The organism is Streptococcus sp. NPS 308 (assembly GCF_002355895.1).
Lineage (GTDB): Bacteria > Bacillota > Bacilli > Lactobacillales > Streptococcaceae > Streptococcus.
Map to the genome: position 1 here is coordinate 1,860,637 of NZ_AP017652.1, position 19,951 is coordinate 1,880,587.

The following is a 19,951-nucleotide window of genomic DNA, read 5'->3' on the forward strand; positions in this document are numbered from 1 at the left end:
GCGACACATAATACCCTTATGTATCAACGATTATAGAATGATTTCGGTATAATTGACTATTATACCGAAATTTTTGATTTTTTTAAAGGAAAAGGGAACAAGTTGCGAAGATTATTATAAACTATCCAAAACAAAAAGATGGGACCGTAAAACGGTCACCATCATTTTGCTTTATTCAAAGTTAAGATTAGTCAAGTTTTTTAGCACGGTATACAAGTCCTGCCAAAGCTGCAAGAACTAGACCAAGAATAGTAGAGAATGCTGTAAAGTCTGCTCCACCAGTGTTCGGCAAATCTTTCTTAGGCTGTTCACCCTTAGGATCTTCCTTAGGTTCTTCTTTTTTCGGTTCAGTATACGTGTTAGTGATTGTTGGGTTGTTACCTGTAACTGTTGTTACAAGTTGACCCGCACCATTGTCAACGACTTCAACTGTCACTTTATGTTCAGTAAGATCGTATTTCACATTTGCTTCCTTACTATCTACTTCAGTAATAGTGTAAGTGTAGACACCTGCTTTGGCGAAATCTTTTGCTTTGAAAGTAACCGTACCGTCTGCAGCGTTTGTAGCTGTCGCAACGACTGTGTCACCTTCTCTAAGTTCAAACTCAAACTGACCTGCTGCAAGTTTATTACCATTCAAAACTTTCTTAGCTGTGAAAGTTACTTGTGTAGAAGATGCAACATAAGTGTTGGTGAAGGTTGGGTTGTTGTCAGTTACAGTCGCAACAAGTTGGCCTGCACCGTTATCAACAACTTTAACTGTTACATTGTGAGTAGATTTATCGTATGTCACACCTGCTTCGCTACCTGCTTTTTCAGAGATAGTGTAAGTGTGGTCGCCTGCTTCTTTGTACTCAATACCTGCGAAAGCAACTGTACCGTCGGCAGCGTTTGTCGCTGTTCCGATTACTTTGTCACCTTCTTTAAGTTCAAACTCATATTTACCTGCTTCAAGAGTTTTACCAGTCAAGACTTTCTTAGCCGTGATGTTAACAGTTGTTGAAGCTGCTTTATAAGTGTTGGTGAAGGTTGGGTTGTTGTCAGTTACAGTCGCAACAAGTTTGCCTTGCCCGTTATCTGTAACTGCTACCTTAACTTCGTGTTTAGCAGTATCGTATGTCACACCTGCTTCGCTACCTGCTTTTTCAGTGATAGTGTAAGTGTGGTTGCCTGCTGCTGCGTATTCGATAGCTTCAAAAGTCACAGTTCCGTCGGCAGCGTTTTTAGCTGTCGCAACGACTTTGTCACCTTCTTTAAGTTCAAACTCATATTTGTCTGCTTCAAGCGCTTTACCGTTCAAGACTTTAGTAGCTGTGATAGTAGCTTTTGTTGTAGCTGCTTTATAAGTGTTGGTAAAAGTTGGGTTGTTCTTAGTTGCAGTTGCAACAAGTTGGCCTGCACCGTTGTCTGTAACTTTTACTGTTACAGTGTGAATAGTTTTATCGTAATCTACACCTTTTTCGCTACCTACTTTTTCTGAGATAGTGTAAGTATAGTCACCTGCTTCATTGAACTCAATTTCTTTGAAAGTAACGGTGCCGTCTGCTGCATTTGTAGCTGTGTCAACGACTTCTTCACCTTTTTTAAGTTCAAACTCGTATTTACCAGCTTCAAGTTTTTTACCATCCAAGACCTTAGTAGCTTTGATAATTTCTTTTGCTGGAGTTGCTTTATAAGTGTTGGTGAAGGTTGGGTTGTTGTCTTGTACATCTGCAACAAGTTCACCTTGTCCATTATCTGTAACGTTTACTGTTACTTTATGAGTAGATTCATCGTATGTCACACCTTTTTCACTACCTGCTTTTTCAGTGATAGTGTAAGTGTGAGGGCCTGCAGCATCATAGCTGATTACTGGGAAAGTAACAGTACCGTCTGCTGCGTTTTTAGCTGTCGCAACGACTTTGTCACCTTCTTTAAGTTCGAATTCGTATTTGTCAGCTTCTAGAGCTTTACCTTCCAAGACTTTAGTAGCTGTGATAGTAGCTGTTGTTGTAGCTGCTTTATAAGTGTTGGTGAAGGTTGGGTTGTTGTCTTTTACATCTGCAACAAGTTGACCTTGGCCGTTATCTGTAACTTTTACCTTAACTTCGTGTTTAGCAGTGTCGTATGTCACACCTTTTTCACTACCTGCTTTTTCAGAGATAGTGTAAGTGTAGTCACCTGCTGTTTTGAACTCAATTTCTTTGAAAGTAACGGTACCGTCTGCAGCGTTTGTAGCTGTGTCAACGACTTCTTCACCTTTTTTAAGTTCGAATTCGTATTTACCAGCTTCAAGGGCTTTACCATTCAAGACTTTAGTAGCTTTGATAATTTTTTTAGCTGGTTCAGCTTTATAAACATTCGTGAAAGTAAGGTTGTCTGCATCTTTTGCTGTTGCAACAAGTTGACCTTGGCCGTTATCTTTAACGACTACTGTTACTTCATAAGCATTTGGATCGTATTCAACTCCGGCTACATCACCTGCTTTTTCAGAGATAGTGAATGTACGAGTTTCTTCTTTTGTGAACGTAAGTTTTGGGAATTGAATCTTACCGTTTGCATCGTTTGAAACAGTGTGGAGAACTGCTCCGTTTTCTTTCAACTCAAATTCAAATTGGCCAGCCTCAAGAGCTTTACCCTCTAAGACTTTCTTAGCTTTAAGTTCAAGTGGTGCTTCTTTAGCAGCGTATGTGTTTGTAAATTCTTTCTTAGAATCTTCAAATTTGACGCTCGCTAATTTTTCACCCAAAACATCTTCTACTGTTACAGTCGCTTTAAGGACGTTCGCATCATAAGTGTATCCAGGTTTGTTATCATTAACTTCTTTAATGGTATATTTAAAAGTTCCTGCTTCTTTGTATTTGATTGCCTCAAACTTCACTTTACCATTTTCATCATTTTTGACAGTTTGTAAAACATTACCCTGATCATCTAGAAGTTGGAAACTAAATGCATCTTTTTCAAGAGTTTTACCATTAAGTTTCTTAGTCACTTCTAGAGCAACCTTATCCGATTTGGCACCTACACCAATACCGTCAGTGGTTGTAATTGGTGCAAAACCTTCAAATTCTATTGGTTGGGCTTCCTCGTTTGTAGTGACAGTTACATTGTTCAATACACGTTTAGTAACTGGATTGACCGGTTTAGTCAAACGAGTACGATACATGATATAAAGCCCTTTATGATCTAAGGTTCCATTACCATTAGGTGTAATTGAAAAATGGTTCTTATCTGTTACTTGAACATGAGCCTTATCAAGTGATGATCGTCCGTAACCATTTTCCCAATCTGGGAAGTAATAACCAGTAATATCACTTGCAAGAACTTGCCCATCAGGAATAGTATCTTGGATATTTACACCAGTGTATGATTTTGCATAACGGTTAACACGGATACGCCAGTTTACATAGTTAGGATCATCTGAGTCTTGAACTCCCCATTTAGTAAATCCAGTTGGGTCAACGTCTGGAACGATACGAGTCAAATGATAAACTCCTGCACCAGGAATGTTGATTTCATATTCCTTATTCTTTTCAACATGGTCTGCCCACACTACAGTAAATGATGCAACAATTTGCTTGTTCTCATTAAACTTCTTAAAGTACTCTTCGTTTGTTACTGTAATCTTAGCAGTATTGGTTGCCTTCTCTGTTGTCAGCGTTGCAATCGTATCACCGTTCGGAGCTTTCAAATCTGTACTAGAATCTACTTCGATTTTGAACTCATTTGGAACGTGATAAACCATGAAATCACCGTTATTCAGAGTTACATTGTCTGGGAATGCGTAAGTTGTTTTAAGATAGAACTTACCTTCACCATATTTGGCATGATCGACTAATCGGTTCGTATTAATCGTCGGCTCTGTAGTCAAAGTGTACTCTGATTCAGTTTTTTCGGCAGCACTAACTACTCCATTAAGTCTTAGTGCAGGCAAAAAGACCGACACAACCAGTAGCAAGGCCATCAAGCCATGAAAGAGTTTGCTAGTTCTCTTTTTCACTACATTATCCTCCTTATTGTCTATAATGGTTCAATTATATTATACATATCTATAACAGTATGTCAACTATAATGTGCTAATTTTTATATTAACTTATCAGATAGATGGATAAGTCAGCCAATCCCGCGTCGCATAAGCTTTGAAACAATTAAATCCAAGCAGGGCTCTTGCTTGGATTTAATATATAATATTGTTCTAAGGATCTAAGTATTCAAGCCCAATTCTGCTAAGATTTGACGTTTGTAGGCAATTTTTTGGACTTCCTTGTCTTCGCTCTGGGACCAATCTAGTTTGACTTCAGAAACAATCTGCCCAGGCCGATTTTTTAGGATATAGATGCGGTCACTGAGATTGAGGGCTTCCTCAATACTATGTGTGATGATCAAGGTTGTCAGTTGCAACTGTTTGTGAATCTCCAGATACCAAGCATGGAGCTCCATCTTAGTCATTTCATCCAAGGCACTAAAGGCCTCATCCAAGAGAAAGAGCTTGTGTCCGAAAAGGTAGGTCCGAAGCAAGGCCACACGCTGACGCATCCCGCCACTGAGCTCATGAGGATACTTATCCCGTACGGCTGTCAGCTGGAAGGTCGCAAGGATATCATCCGCTCGGGCAATAGCTTCTGCCTTATCGACCTTTTGGATCAAGAGGGGCAGGATGATATTGCCAAGCACCGTCTTGTGCTCCAAGAGGAGATCCTTTTGCAACATATAACTCACGCGCCCCTTGGGATTCTCCTCTCCATCAAGGACAATTCTTCCCGACTGGACTTCTAAAATTCCTGCAATCAGGTTAAAGAGGGTAGTCTTGCCTACACCACTGGGACCTAGGATAGAAACCACTTCACCCGAAGTCACCTGTAGGTTAATGTCCTCTAAAATCTTTTCATCGTCGTAGGCATAGCTTACGTGTTCTAGTCTAATTTCTGTCATTATTTTACAAATTCATTAGTGAAGCCTTTGTCTGTCAAGTCTTCTTTAAGGATACCATTTTCTTTGTCCCATTTGTAGAAGGCATTCCAGCGAGCAGCATCAAATTGTCCCCATTTTTCCTTGTCGCTTGCGTATTCTTTCGACAAGTATTTTTGCGATTCGATGACAAAGTCACGTTTTTCCTTAAGTTCGGGAGCATTCTTGATGAGGATATCTGCAGCTTCTTCTGGGTGTTCCATAGCGTATTGGTAGCCTTTTTTGATAGCTTGGATAACTTTACGAGCTTCTTCTTTGTTGTCCTTCAGATAGTCGTTGTTGGCGATGATAACTGGTGAGTAGTAGTCAAACTCTTTAACATAGTCTTTCAAGTACATGAAGTTGGCGTCTACACCTTGAGATTTGGCAAGGATACCGTCCCAACCGTAGTAGATCCAAGCAGTGTCAAAGACACCATTGGCAATCGGTGTGATTGAATTTGAGTCGTTGTTTGGTACTTTTTCGACCTTCTCAAAGTCTCCACCTTGAGATTCCACCAAGGTTTTCAACATAGCAAGCTCCGTTGGGTCATTCCAGGTTCCGTATTTCTTGCCAACCAAGTCCTTTGGACTGCTGACATTGTCCGATTTACGTGAGATGATTCCTGATGTATTGTGCTCAACGATAGCTGCAACGGCAGTAATCCCTGCCCCTTTTTCCAATTTCTTAGCCATGTAGTCTTGGAAATAGATAGCAAATGGTGCCTTGCCATTGATCACCAAGTCAGATGAACTTTCTTCTGGTGGCAATTTCAAGTCAACATCCACTCCAGCTTCTTTGAAATATCCTTTTTCTTTGGCTACATAAAGCCCTGTGTGGTTGGTATTTGGCGTCCAGTCTAGGACAAAGTCAATCTTCTTGAGTTCCGCTTCCTTACTGTCCTTAGAAGCAGTTCCTTGGCCACAAGCCACCAGCACGACAGCTACAAAAGCTGTTACAAGCGTTAAAAACACTTTCCATGTTTTCTTCATTTTCATTTCCTCTTTTCTTTTTCTAAAACGCTCTATTTAAGTACGTTTCCATTTAATCACGTATTTTTCACTAATATCGACCAGCTTCATACCCAAAAGGCTGATAATCGACACCAGAATAATAATGGCAAACATGGTATCATACTGAAACAGTTTCTTGGACTGAATCATGTAGACACCTAGTCCTTCAAAGCCTCCCAACCACTCAGATACCACTGTTGTGATAAAGGCGTAGGAGACACTGACCCTCAGACCTGCATAAAAGTAAGGCAGACTGACCGGGATTTTAAAATGCCACAGGATTTGCCAAGGCTTGGCTCGCATCAGACTAAACAAGGTCAGCATATCCTTGTCACAATGTCTAAAACCGTCCAAGATACTAACAATGATAGGGAAGGTTGTCGTCAGGATAATCAAGACAATCTTGGGTAATATCCCATAGCCTAGCCACAAGACCAAGATAGGTGCTATGGCAATGGTCGGAATGGTCTGGATAACCACCATCATGGGATAAATCAGGTCATTGAGCCAAGAGAGACTATCCATGAGCACAGCCATGAGACAGGCAATCAATACACCTAGAATTAGCCCTAGTAAAGCCACTCTCAAGGTCGCCCAGCTATGGTGCCAGAGAAATTCTCTGTCACGAACAAAGGACTGGAGAATCTCAAGAGGAGTTGGCAGGATAAACTTGGGTAAAAGTTTGAATATTCCCGCTAACTGCCAGACCGACAAGACTCCGAGAAATCCCAAAAGACTAATCTGTCGTCTCATCATACTTTTCAAGTTTCTCATCGATGCTTAAAATCTCTCCTACATTTATTTTGACATTGGCAAAGACATTATCTGCCTCCTGTCCTGCCACTTCTAGCGCTTCTTTGAGAATGCGCATGAGCTCATCAAACTCCCCTTCCAAGACCGTTTCAAATGGTGTCACCACCATGGTCACGGACTGAGATTGCAGATAAGCAATAACCTGATCGATAATACCAATTCGATCAATCCCCTGTGATAGGGGAAAGACTTGCAAGGCAATGCTTGCTTTCATAAAATCCTCCTCTTCTCGGCTTTCCTTTTGAACAAAAAGAAAAACCTTTGCCATATATGGAAAAGGTGCAGAATTCGGCTAAGTATCGTTCCCTACGCTGGTATTACCCAGATCAGGTGCGGTCGAAGTTTAACACTTCCTCTCAGACTGTACACAGACTCCCATATCTTATATGGAAATATAGTAACGCAAATGCAAGGAAAAGTCAAGGAAACTACTTACAGAAAACTATGAAAAAGAGTTTGAAGATAAATGCTTCAAACTCTTTCATAACTTTCTTATTTAGCCTCGTACCAGGTTGCTCCTTCATTCTCATCAGCAATGATTGGAACACTGAGTTGGATGGCTTCTTCCATGGTTTGTTTCACTAGAGCTTTAACGGCTGCTAGTTCTGATTTCGGAACCTCAAGGACGATTTCATCATGCACTTGTAACAGCATCTTAGTTTGATAACCACCTGCTACCAAGGCTTTATCTAGCTGAATCATGGCGATTTTGAGAATATCTGCAGCCGATCCTTGAATAGGTGAGTTGATAGCTGTACGCTCTGCAAAACCACGAATGTTAAAGTTACGCGAATTGATATCTGGTAACTCACGACGACGTTTGAAGAGAGTCTCCACATAACCCTTATCACGCGCCTCACGAACGACTTCATCCATGTAATTTTTGATACCAGGGAAGCGTTCAAAGTAAGTATCGATGTATGCTTTAGCCTCTTTACGGCTGATACCTAGGTTATTGGATAAACCAAAGTCTGAAATTCCGTAAACCACTCCAAAGTTGACAGCCTTGGCATTGCGACGGTCGTTTGGAGTCACATCCTCAGGACGTTCAATTCCAAAGACCCGCATGGCTGTCGAGGTATGGATATCAGCTCCCTCTTGGAAGGCCTTGATTAAGTGCTCATCTTTAGAGATATGCGCCAAAACGCGCAATTCAATCTGTGAGTAGTCAGAGCTGAGAAGGACACTATCCTCCCACTCTGGCACGAAAGCCTTACGAATGAGGCGACCTTGTTCCAAGCGAACAGGAATATTTTGCAAGTTTGGATCCACACTAGACAGACGCCCTGTCTGAGTCAAATCCTGCACATAGCGCGTATGAATCTTGCCATCCGCTAAAATCCAATCCTGCAAGCCAATCACATAGGTTGATTGAATCTTAGCAATCTGACGATAATCTAAAATTTTCTTGACGATTGGGGCAATAGGAGCTAAGCGCTCTAACACATCCACTGCTGTTGAGTAACCTGTCTTGGTTTTCTTGGTGTATTCTATAGGGAGACCTAGCTTTTCAAAAAGTAGTTCCCCCAACTGCTTAGGCGAGTTGATATTAAACTCCTCACCAGCCAATTCATAAATCTCTTGAGTTAGCTTTTCAATGACAAGCTCATTTTCAGCTTGCATCTCGAGTAGAGTTTCTTTTTTAACCTTGATTCCAGCGATTTCCATCTTAGCAAGAACAAGGGCCAGAGGTTGCTCCATATCATAGAGAAGGTCTAATTGTCCGTTTTCACTTAACTTTTCAAGCAATACAGGCTCTGTCTCAACCAGCACAGCAACCTTACGAGCCAAGTACTCCAAGAATTTCTCTCTCTCAGGGATAGCTTTCTTGACCCCCTTACCGTAGAAGGTTTCATCATCGACTAGGTAAGTTTGGCCGTAGAGACTAGCAATAGTTGAAATTTCATTATTCTCTACTGTAGAGAGAAGGTATTTGGCCAAGCGACTGTCAAAAGCAGGAGCCTGCAAGTCCAAACCAAAGCGATTTAAGAGAACTTTAGCTTTCTTAAAGTCATATACTTTCAGAGGTGTTTTTTCTAGAAATTCCTTGAGAATCGGATCCTGCAGAAGTTCCAGCTTATCTGTAGCATAGAGCTTGTCTCCGCATGACCAGGCAAAACCAACCAAATCATCTGTATGGTAATTCTCACCAAAAAGCTCAAAGTGGAAGATAGATTCTGCGCTCAGCATGTCTTGACTGACGTGGTCAACAATAGTGAAATCCAAACTTTCAGGCGCATCTGTCGATGAAACATTTAGAGCTTGTTTGAGCTGTTTGAAGCCCATCTCATCATAGAATTTCCCGAGATTTTCCACATCTGGGCCATTATAGACCAAATCATCAAGGCCAATCTCAATCGGTGCCTGAGTCTCAATGGTCGCTAGTATTTTCGATAAAAAGGCCTGTTCCTTGTCTTTGATGAGATTTTCCTTCATCTTAGAAGCCTTCATCCCATCGATATGTTCATAAATACCCTCAAGCGAACCATGTTCCAGCAAGAGCTTGATACCCGTCTTTTCACCGATTTTCGTGACACCAGGGATATTATCAGACTTATCCCCCATGAGGCCCTTAAGATCAATGAACTGAGCTGGCGTGAGACCCATCTTTTCCATGAGATAGTCCGGCGTAAAGGCCTCAAACTCAGCCACACCTTTCTTGGAAATCTCAACCACCGTATGCTCATCCGTCAACTGGATCAAATCCTTATCTCCGCTGACGATTGTCACATCAAAAGAATCTTTCTCAGCCAAACGGCCTAGAGTCCCGATGATATCATCCGCTTCATACTGTGGCAACTCATAATGGCGAATTCCAAGATGGTCTAGCAACTCACGAATGAAGGGAAATTGCTCACGAAACTCATCTGGAGTTTTCGCGCGACCACCCTTGTAGTCTGCATACATCTCTGTTCGGAAAGTCGTCTTACCTGCATCAAAGGCTACCAAAACATGACTAGGCTCAACCCGCTCTAAGACATGATTCAACATGAGTTGAAAACCGTAAATTGCATTGGTATGAAGACCATTAGCATTTTTAAACCGATCTAGTTGCTGATAAAGCGCAAAAAAAGCTCGAAAGGCAACAGAAGATCCATCAATTAATAATAATTTTTTCTTGTCCATACACCCATTATAAAGGAAAGCGAGGAAAAATACCATCGGAAAGAGCTGAAAAACTTGGACTTGTCCCTATTTCTCCATAAAAAGAAAAGGATCCTACGAATCCTTTTCTTGTATCAATGTTAGGCAATTTATTTGTTCAATCTTCTCTTTGCAAATGGTAGCAAACCAAGAAGGAGACCGATAAATCCGAGCGATCCGACTGCTGAGGTGTCCTGGCTTCCAGTATTTGGAAGGAGCTGCTCATCCGTTGCTGCAGGGGCTTTGTAGGTACGATCTTGTTTCGTACCGAGAGTAGAATTTGTAGCCAAAGGAACCGCACTGCCAGTATATTCTGGAACTTCGTTTACTGCTGGTTCAATCTTTTCAGCATAGGCTGGAATATTGGCTACTGCTGGAGCACCGCTTTCTGCATAAACTGGGACATTCGCTACTGCTGGAGCACCACTTTCTGCATAAACTGGGACATTCGCTACTGCTGGAGCACCGCTTTCTGCATAAACTGGAACATTCGCTACTGCTGGAGCACCGCTTTCTGCATAGACTGGAACATTCGCTACTGCTGGAGCACCGCTTTCTGCATAAACTGGAACATTCGCTACTGCTGGAGCACCGCTTTCTGCATAGACTGGGAGTTCATTTACTGCAGCTTCTACCGCGTTTACACCTTGCTTGTATTCTGGCAATTCTGTAGTCGCAGCTTCAACTGCATTCACTCCACCTTTAAAGTCTTCAATTTCAAGAACAGCCGACATGACACTACTTAGAGTCTTAATGGCATCCTCATAGTCTGCCAATGCTTGTTGCAATTCATTTACTTGATTATTTTCAACACCATTCATTTTTGAAATAGAGATTTGTTCTTTAATTTTAATAACTTTTTTCTCTAATTTCAAAAGTTCTTGTTTCTTGGTATTTGTTTCTGGACGCTTAGCCTCCTCTGCCTTCCTAGCTTCCTCTGCCTTCTTAGCTTCTTCTGCTTTCTTAGCTTCTTCAGCCTTCCTAGCTTCCTCTGCCTTCTTAGCTTCTTCTGCTTTCTTAGCTTCTTCAGCCTTCCTAGCTTCCTCTGCCTTCTTAGCTTCTTCTGCTTTCTTAGCTTCTTCTGCTGCTTCCTTGTCCGCTGCAGCAAGTGTAGCTTGGTCTTGGCTAGAAAGTTGAGAATGAGTCTTCGCTTCAGCTGGGGTGACCTGATCGCTTTCCTCTGCCAAGAAGTCAGCTAACAAGTCTGACGCTTCGATATCGCCATCTTCGATAGCTTTCAAGATAGCGTCCTTGCCAATCAATTCTTTAGCTGCCTTAATCGCAGCTTCTTTGTCAGTAATAGAGGCGTCCTTGTTGATGTCTTCGATTGTTGATTGTTCGATACTCTCAAGGGTTGTCAACAATTCGCTGTGGGCTTTGGCTTCTGCCGCCTTCTTAGCTTCTTCCTCTTTCTTAGCTTCCTCGGCTGCTTCCTTGTCCGCTGCAGCAAGTGTAGCTTGGTCTTGGCTAGAAAGTTGAGAATGAGTCTTCGCTTCAGCTGGGGTGACCTGATCGCTTTCCTCTGCCAAGAAGTCAGCTAACAAGTCTGACGCTTCGATATCGCCATCTTCAATGGCTTTCAAGATAGCGTCCTTGCCAATCAATTCTTTAGCTGCCTTAATCGCAGCTTCTTTGTCAGTAATAGAGGCGTCCTTGTTGATGTCTTCGATTGTTGATTGTTCGATACTCTCAAGGGTTGTCAACAATTCGCTGTGGGCTTTGGCTTCTGCTGCCTTCTTAGCTTCTTCCTCTTTCTTGGTTTCCTCGGCTGCTTCCTTGTCCGCTGCAGCAAGTGTGGCTTGGTCTTGGCTAGAAAGTTGAGAATGAGTCTTCGCTTCAGCTGGGGTGACCTGATCGCTTTCCTCTGCCAAGAAGTCAGCTAACAAGTCTGACGCTTCGATATCGCCATCTTCAATGGCTTTCAAGATAGCGTCCTTGCCAATCAATTCTTTAGCTGCCTTAATCGCAGCTTCTTTGTCAGTAATAGAGGCGTCTTTGTTGATGTCTTCGATTGTTGATTGTTCGATACTCTCAAGGGTTGTCAACAATTCGCTGTGGGCTTTGGCTTCTGCCGCCTTCTTAGCTTCTTCCTCTTTCTTGGTTTTCTCGGCAGCTTCCTTGTCCGCTGCAGCGAGTGTAGCTTGGTCTTGGCTAGAAAGTTGAGAATGAGTCTTCGCTTCAGCTGGGGTGACCTGATCGCTCTCTTCTGCCAAGAAGTCAGCTAACAAGTCTGACGCTTCGATATCGCCATCTTCAATGGCTTTCAAGATAGCGTCCTTGCCAATTACTTCTTTAGCTGCCTTAATCGCAGCTTCTTTGTCAGTAATAGAGGCATCTTTGTTGATGTCTTCGATTGTTGATTGTTCGATACTCTCAAGGGTTGTCAACAATTCGCTGTGGGCTTTGGCTTCTGCCGCCTTCTTAGCTTCTTCCTCTTTCTTGGTTTTCTCGGCAGCTTCCTTGTCCGCTGCAGCGAGTGTAGCTTGGTCTTGGCTAGAAAGTTGAGAATGAGTCTTCGCTTCAGCTGGGGTGACCTGATCGCTCTCTTCTGCCAAGAAGTCAGCTAACAAGTCTGACGCTTCGATATCGCCATCTTCAATGGCTTTCAAGATAGCGTCCTTGCCAATTACTTCTTTAGCTGCCTTAATCGCAGCTTCTTTGTCAGTAATAGAGGCATCTTTGTTGATGTCTTCGATTGTTGATTGTTCGATACTCTCAAGGGTTGTCAACAATTCGCTGTGGGCTTTGGCTTCTGCCGCCTTCTTAGCTTCTTCCTCTTTCTTAGCTTCCTCGGCTGCTTCCTTGTCCGCTGCAGTGAGTTTAGCTTGGTCTTGGCTAGAAAGTTGAGAATGAGTCTTCGCTTCAGCTGGGGTGACCTGATCGCTTTCCTCTGCCAAGAAGTCAGCTAACAAGTCTGACGCTTCGATATCGCCATCTTCGATAGCTTTCAAGATAGCGTCCTTGCCAATCAATTCTTTAGCTGCCTTAATCGCAGCTTCTTTGTCAGTAATAGAGGCGTCTTTGTTGATGTCTTCGATTGTTGATTGTTCGATACTCTCAAGGGTTGTCAACAATTCGCTGTGGGCTTTGGCTTCTGCCGCCTTCTTAGCTTCTTCCTCTTTCTTGGTTTTCTCGGCAGCTTCCTTGTCCGCTGCAGCGAGTGTAGCTTGGTCTTGGCTAGAAAGTTGAGAATGAGTCTTCGCTTCAGCTGGGGTGACCTGATCGCTCTCTTCTGCCAAGAAGTCAGCTAACAAGTCTGACGCTTCGATATCGCCATCTTCAATGGCTTTCAAGATAGCGTCCTTGCCAATCAATTCTTTAGCTGCCTTAATCGCAGCTTCTTTGTCAGTAATAGAGGCGTCCTTGTTGATGTCTTCGATTGTTGATTGTTCGATACTCTCAAGGGTTGTCAACAATTCGCTATGGGCTTTTGTTTCCTCAGCAGCTTCCTTATCTGCTGCAGCGAGTTTGGCTTGAACTTGGTTAGAAAGTTGTGATTGAGTCTTCGCTTCGGCTGGTGTTACCTGATCGCTTTCCCCTGCCAAGAGGTCAGCTAACAAGTCTGACGCGTCAAGGTCACCTTCTTCGATAGCTTTCAAGACGGCGTCCTTACCAATTACTTCTTTAGCTGCCTTAATGGCCGCTTCTTTATCAGTGATAGAAGCATCCTTGTTCAGGTCATCAATTGTCTCTTGTTCAATTTTTTCTAAGGTAGCGAGTAAATCTGAACGAACTTTAGCGGCCTCAACCTGGGCCTCTTTATCAGCTTCATCTAACTTAGCTTGGTCTTCATCTGTGAATTCTGAGACAGGCTCAGCTTCCGTCTTATGCTCGCTCGTATCTGCTGGCCAATCTACAATAACATCACCAATCTCCAAATCCTCATCTGCAATAGCCTTCAGAAGATCTTCTTTACCAATCTCTTCCTTAGCTGCCTTAATTGCTGCTTCCTTGTCTATAATAGAGGTGTCTTTCTTAATCTCTTCAATTACAGAATTTTCAAGATCTTCTATAGCTTGCAATAAAGCTCCAATAGCTTGAGAAACTTGCTCTCTCGCATCTTTTTCTGCTTGATCTAGCAGTGCCACCTCCTCAGCAGACAACTGTTTATTTGTTTTCGCTTCAGGACCTGTTACCACTGGTTTATCTTCTGCACCTTCTGGTAATTCAGCGATAATATTGTCTAAACTGAGCTCTCCAGACTCAAGGGTATCTGAAATATACAGCTTACCGATATATTCCTTCACAGCCTTAACTGCAGCTTCTTTGTCCTCAATCGCTTCCTTATACTCGATATCACTGATAGCCTGCTCTTCTAACTCATCCAAAGCCTGCATCAATTCTTCTTTGGTCATCTTGGCTAGACTTGTTGCTTCAGGATTAGCTGGACTAGCGTTTTCTAATCCCTTTTCAGTTTGATCACCGCTCTCACCTTCTGGCGCAGTTTGTGGTTGTGTGGGAGTCGCTGCCTGCTCCTCTACTTTTCCTCCATCTGCCTTAACTACTGAAGGTTGTGAAACGAATACACCTGCTCCCAGAACAGCTGCACTTGCTAAACTCGTTAAAATAACTTTCTTCTTGCCCATTAGACAACGCCCCTCTTTTTACTTTTTGTAATTATTATATTATATTGTACATTCTTCGTCAACTCCTTTCCTAAACAACTCAAACTTCCATGATTAAATTGAGCAAATCAGATTCTCGCCCCATTACTATCGAGTTTGTAGCCATCAACTACTCTATTAACAGCTAAGGCTCCCGAAGAATCAACATAGTAATGTTTACCAGAGACTTGGAACCATTGACTGGCTTTCATCCGACCAGATTCCTCTAAATAATACCAAGTTCCCTTGTCTTTAAGCCATCCCGTCCGCATCTGACCCGTTGGCTTCAGATAATACCAATGAGAGCCGTCTTTAACCCAGCCACTTGACATGACACCATTTTCCTTAAAATGATACCAATCACCCTTGATTTTCTTCCATCCTGTCGCTTGCTTACCGTCCTCTTGGTAATACCAAATACTACCTTCTTTCTTCCAACCATTTTCTGAAGCACTTAACTCTTCATACTGAACGTATCGTCTAGAACCACTGTAAGATAGATAGCTGAGCCATTTATGCCCATCTTTTTCAAGGATCTGATCGTAATGCACACTTTCCCCAGAGTAGTAATAATCAATGACTTGTCCTTCGCTTGATGGTTGATTCCTAATTGGCATTTTTCTTGTGAAGACCATGGTCCCACTTGACGAAAATTCTAACCCGCGAGCCCCCTCGCTAACTCCACGACTTGAGGACAAATCCCTGAAATGAATAAACCCTGTCATAGTGCTAGCTTTAACTATTCGACGGTTATACCTTTCTCGAACTCCATAGTTATACTCTTCAATCTCAATTGTATCCCCTGATACATTAGATACCCAGGCCACATGCCCATAGTAGCCTTCCGTAGACCAGGCAATAGATCCAACTTCTGGCTTAGTATCCACACGGTAGCCTTCTCGCCTTGCCCGATGTCCCCATTCATTCGCATTTCCGTAGGCAGGAGGAATCTCAAAGCCATTTACACTACTCAAACGAAAGGCCGCAAAAGATGTACACTGGCGAGAATACATCCGCCACTGATCAATTTCAACACTACCATTTTTGTAGTGAAGCGGATAGTCATCTCCACGCGCTACACTATCAGCCTGAACCGATTCTCCACCAAACAAAAAGGTACTTGTAACAAACAAAGTAGCCAGTCCAACACTCAACTGAGTACATCTACTCTTCTTAACTCCTGATTTTAAAAACGTCATTCATTCTCCTTAATAATATAAATTTCCGAGGTTCCCCTCCTTTATACTATTCGGGAGAAAAAGAAAAAAGTGAGCTCAGCTCACTTCGTTTTATTCTTGGTCTAGGTAATGAATCAAATTCTTCTCTGTTAAGATATCTGAATAAGTGAAGGATTCAACATAGACATTGGCTTGTTTGTCTCCCTCAACATCCCCAAATTCAACGATAAATAAAGATGGATAAACCTCAATTAACTTACCCAGTCTGTTTTTTTGGCGCTTACGGCCATTTTCCAAAGTCATTTCAACGACTTGTCCCTCATGCGCCTTGATCTCTTCTTTGATTTTTTTCATCTTGGCTACATCTGTAAATGCATCTGACATCTTATGCCTCCCTCTTTGAGATACTTGAAAATTTATTGTATTCTTTTTGGAAAATCAATTCCACCGTTCCACGAGCTCCACTACGGTTTTTCTCGATGATAACCTCTACCTTGTTATTTGGAATTCCTTCCTCTTCTTCACCCGCACGATCATAGTAGTCTTCACGGTATAGAAAGGCTACGATATCCGCATCCTGCTCAATAGAACCCGATTCACGAATATCAGACAAGACTGGTCTCTTATCTTGACGCTGTTCCACACCACGAGATAACTGACTGAGAGCAATGACTGGAACCTTTAGCTCCTTGGCTAAGATTTTTAACTGACGAGAAATTTCAGAGACTTCTTGTTGGCGATTCTCACGACCAGTCCCTGTGATAAGCTGTAGGTAGTCGATCAAAATCAAGCCTAGATTGCCTGTTTCTTGAGCCAATTTACGTGAGCGCGAACGAATTTCCGTGATTCGAATCCCTGGCGTATCATCAATATAGATACTCGCGTTGGCTAGATTCCCTTGAGCAATGGTATATTTTTGCCACTCCTCATCGGTCAATTGACCAGTACGGATAGAATGAGACTCCACCAAACCTTCTGCCGCCAACATACGGTCTACTAGGCTTTCTGCACCCATTTCCAGCGAAAAGATAGCAACCGTCTTGTCCAACTTAGTCCCGATGTTCTGCGCAATGTTCAAAGCAAAGGCCGTCTTACCAACCGCTGGTCGCGCCGCTAGGATAATCAGCTCCTCCTCGTGGAGACCTGTCGTCATATGGTCCAAATCACGATAGCCTGTAGCAATACCTGTGATATCCGTAGTTTGTTGTGACCGAACTTCTAGGTTCCCAAAGTTGATATTCAGAATATCTCGAATATTCTTGAAACCACTACGATTGGCGTTTTCACTGACATCAATGAGTCCCTTTTCTGCTTGAGCGATGATTTCATCTGCAGGCTTAGAAGCTTCATAGGCTTGGTTGATAGACTCTGTCAACTTGGAAATCAAGCGACGTAGCATAGCCTTTTCTGCAACAATTTTAGCATAATACTCCGCATTAGCTGAAGTTGGTACAGAGTTGACAATTTCAACAAGATAGGACAAGCCACCAATGTTTTGCAAATCGCCTTGGCTATCCAAAATCGTCCGAACTGTTGTCGCATCTATCGCTTCTCCACGATCCGACAAGTCTACCATCGCTTGGAAAATCAACCGATGAGCATACTTAAAGAAGTCACGAGAATCAATGTATTCTCGGACAAAAACGAGCTTACTCTCATCTATAAAAATAGCCCCCAGAACAGATTGTTCTGCTAAAATATCCTGAGGTTGAACTCGCAGTTCCTCTACTTCTGCCATCCGACTTTCCTTCCTTTTACAATCTTGTCAAGAAGTTGTAAACTTAACCTTCTTTTACACGAAGATTGATGACACTTGTAACATCTTGATAGATCTTCACTGGTACATCAATCAAACCTACTGCTCGAATTGGTGCTTGCACTTGAATATTGCGTTTGTCAATCTTGATACCAAATTGCTTTTGCAATTCTTCTGCAATCTTCTTGTTGGTGATGGACCCAAATGTACGGCCATCTGGTCCAACCTTTTCAACAAACTCTACAACTGTTTCTTCTGCCTCAAGCTTAGCCTTGATGGCTTTTGCTTCAGCAATCATTTCAGCATGAGCCTTTTCTTCTGATTTTTGTTTTCCACGCAACTCACCCACTGCTTGAGCAGTTGCTTCCTTGGCCAAATTCTTTTTAATCAGGAAGTTTTGAGCGTAGCCAGTTGGTACTTCCTTAATTTCGCCTTTCTTCCCTTTTCCTTTAACATCTGCTAAAAAGATTACTTTCATTCTTCTTTCTCCTTTTCCTTTAGTTCTTCCAAGATTAGTTGAGTCAATTTTTCTCCTGCTTCCGACAAACTCATATCCTCGATTTGCGCGGCAGCTAGATTAAAGTGACCTCCACCACCCAACTCTTCCATAATGCGTTGCACATTGATTTTACTACGACTTCGAGCCGAGATAGAGATAAATCCTTGTGTATTTTTTGCTAGAACGAAGCTGGCTTCAATACCAGACATAGCCAACATAGCATCGGCAGCTTTACTGATAACAACTGTGTCATAAGACATTGAGTCCTTAGCTTGGGCAATCAAGATATCTGAACCTAACTTACGACCTTGTAAAATGAGTTCATTTACCTCACGGTACTCTTCAAAATCTGTCGCAGCAATCTCCTGGATAGCAATACTGTCACTTCCCCGTGTTCTCAGATAGCTAGCCACATCAAAGGTTCGGCTCGTCACGCGAGATGTGAAATTCTTGGTATCCAGCATCATACCAGCCATCAAAACACTGGCCTGCATACGACTCAAACGATTTTTCTTAGAATTTTGGAACTGAATCAATTCTGTGACCAACTCACTGGCACTACTTGCCCCACTTTCAATATAGGTGATGACTGCATTCTCAGGGAAATCCTGATCACGTCGATGATGGTCAATGACAATGGTTTGCGTGAATAGATCATAAAAACCTTTGGACAAGGTCAAAGCTGTCTTCGAATGATCTACTAGAATCAACAAAGAGCGCTTTGTAACTAGCCTCATCGCATCAGACAGAGGCAAGAGCTTGGTGACACCCTCTTTTTCCAAGAAGTTGATAGCCCGCTCGATATCTGGCGACATTTGATCTGCATCGTAGACTGCATAACTGTCTTCTGTAATATTGCTCGCAAACAATTGCATACCAACCGCTGAGCCCAAAGCATCCATATCTAGATTCTTGTGACCAACTACAAAGACTTGATCTACACTTCGAATTTTATCTGAAATAGCTGTCATCATGGCTCTAGTACGTGTTCTTGTTCTCTTAACAGAGGCTGCGGAACCACCACCAAAATAGACTGGGTTCTTGGTTTCATCATTTTCCTTGACAACTACCTGGTCACCACCACGAACCTCGGCTAGGTTCAAGTTTAGGAGAGCAACTTTTCCTATCTCATCATGATTTCCATCACCATAAGAAAATCCCATACTTAAAGTCAAGGGCAATTGTCTCTGTTTCGACTCTTCGCGGAAAACATCAATGACAGAGAACTTATCATTCATCAATTCCTCAAGCACGGTATAATCAGTAAATAGATAAAACCGATCCATCCCCACTCGCCGAGAAAACATGGCATACTTCTCCGCAAACTCCGATACAAAGTTGGCCACAAAACTATTGATATGACTGATATCCGAATCCGAAGTTGCATCTTCTAGATCATCGTAGTTATCGACCGAGATGACCCCAATCACTGGTCGACTCGTTACCAATTCAACAGTTGCTTCATATTCCCCTGAAACGTCAAAGAAATACAGGACACCCGAAGCCTTGTCCATATGAACGGCATAGCGTGTTTCCCCCAAGGTAGCGTAAGAACCTGGGTTCCCCACCGAAGCTTTGATGATGGTTTGAATCAATTCAACATCAATTTCGCCTTCTTCAGTAGTCAAAATCAACTCAGCATAAGGATTAAACCATTCCACTTCGCCAGTAGATAGGTCTAATTTCAGAACACCAACCGGCATTTGTTCGAGCAGCGTGTTTAAACTATCTTCGGCTTGGTGATTTACATATTGGATTTGTTCAATTTCGCTCTTTTCATACTGTTTTTTTTGCCAGACAAATAAAAGCAGATAAAGAAGTACAAATAAAAACAAGACACTGATTGTTACAACATTATTTTGTGAAAAAATAATCAGCATTGTTAAGGTTCCGAAAGTTGCAAGCCCTAGTAGAATCGCAGAATTCGGAGTTAAATTATTTTTTTTCATTCTAAACCTCTTGCGCATTATTATATCACAAATGCCCTTAAAAAGCGACCTTTAAAGAGAAAGCACTGC

At 42.3% G+C, this 19,951-nt stretch carries 12 protein-coding genes; all 12 read right to left on the minus strand.

Translation table 11 applies throughout. The features are described 5' to 3' along the window. Window positions 1–187: 187 nt before the first annotated feature. The 12 genes from SNAG_RS09440 to SNAG_RS09495 all read right to left on the minus strand — a co-directional run bounded on the left by SNAG_RS09440 (window position 188) and on the right by SNAG_RS09495 (window position 19,882). Window positions 188–3,979, minus strand: a complete 3,792-nt coding sequence (locus tag SNAG_RS09440; protein WP_231906668.1) for a Spy0128 family protein — start codon at window positions 3,977–3,979, stop codon at window positions 188–190. 203 nt (window positions 3,980–4,182) lie between these two features. Further along, entirely contained in the window at window positions 4,183–4,911 is a 729-nt protein-coding gene (locus tag SNAG_RS09445) for an ABC transporter ATP-binding protein (protein ID WP_096408687.1), read from the minus strand. Continuing rightward, entirely contained in the window at window positions 4,911–5,918 is a 1,008-nt protein-coding gene (locus SNAG_RS09450; RefSeq protein ID WP_096408690.1) for an ABC transporter substrate-binding protein, read from the minus strand. The genes SNAG_RS09445 and SNAG_RS09450 overlap by 1 nt, the downstream gene beginning before the upstream one ends. 36 nt (window positions 5,919–5,954) lie before the next feature. Continuing rightward, the gene (locus SNAG_RS09455; RefSeq protein ID WP_096408692.1) at window positions 5,955–6,713 is read right to left on the minus strand and encodes an ABC transporter permease; all 759 of its coding nucleotides are present in this window, start codon (window positions 6,711–6,713) and stop codon (window positions 5,955–5,957) included. Next, entirely contained in the window at window positions 6,676–6,966 is a 291-nt protein-coding gene (locus tag SNAG_RS09460; protein WP_096408916.1) for a thiamine-binding protein, read from the minus strand. Before SNAG_RS09460 ends, SNAG_RS09455 begins: the two co-directional genes overlap by 38 nt. Window positions 6,967–7,244: 278 nt before the next feature. Continuing rightward, complete coding sequence (gene polA / locus SNAG_RS09465) at window positions 7,245–9,878, minus strand: DNA polymerase I (protein ID WP_096408695.1); 2,634 nt, start codon at window positions 9,876–9,878, stop codon at window positions 7,245–7,247. 128 nt (window positions 9,879–10,006) lie between these two features. Further along, window positions 10,007–14,482 carry an SIALI-17 repeat-containing surface protein gene (locus SNAG_RS09470; RefSeq protein WP_096408698.1) on the minus strand — a complete coding sequence of 1,492 codons (4,476 nt, stop codon included), beginning with the start codon at window positions 14,480–14,482 and terminating at the stop codon, window positions 10,007–10,009. A gap of 107 nt (window positions 14,483–14,589) precedes the next feature. After that, complete coding sequence (locus tag SNAG_RS09475) at window positions 14,590–15,699, minus strand: N-acetylmuramoyl-L-alanine amidase family protein (protein ID WP_096408700.1); 1,110 nt, start codon at window positions 15,697–15,699, stop codon at window positions 14,590–14,592. Window positions 15,700–15,789: 90 nt separating this feature from the next. Further along, the gene (locus tag SNAG_RS09480) at window positions 15,790–16,062 is read right to left on the minus strand and encodes a Veg family protein (RefSeq protein WP_001278164.1); all 273 of its coding nucleotides are present in this window, start codon (window positions 16,060–16,062) and stop codon (window positions 15,790–15,792) included. A gap of 1 nt (window position 16,063) precedes the next feature. After that, the gene (gene dnaB, locus SNAG_RS09485) at window positions 16,064–17,416 is read right to left on the minus strand and encodes a replicative DNA helicase (RefSeq protein WP_096408703.1); all 1,353 of its coding nucleotides are present in this window, start codon (window positions 17,414–17,416) and stop codon (window positions 16,064–16,066) included. 43 nt (window positions 17,417–17,459) lie between these two features. Beyond that, window positions 17,460–17,912, minus strand: a complete 453-nt coding sequence (rplI, locus tag SNAG_RS09490) for a 50S ribosomal protein L9 (RefSeq protein ID WP_000864211.1) — start codon at window positions 17,910–17,912, stop codon at window positions 17,460–17,462. Next, the gene (locus tag SNAG_RS09495; protein ID WP_096408705.1) at window positions 17,909–19,882 is read right to left on the minus strand and encodes a DHH family phosphoesterase; all 1,974 of its coding nucleotides are present in this window, start codon (window positions 19,880–19,882) and stop codon (window positions 17,909–17,911) included. The genes rplI and SNAG_RS09495 overlap by 4 nt, the downstream gene beginning before the upstream one ends. Window positions 19,883–19,951 lie beyond the last annotated feature (69 nt).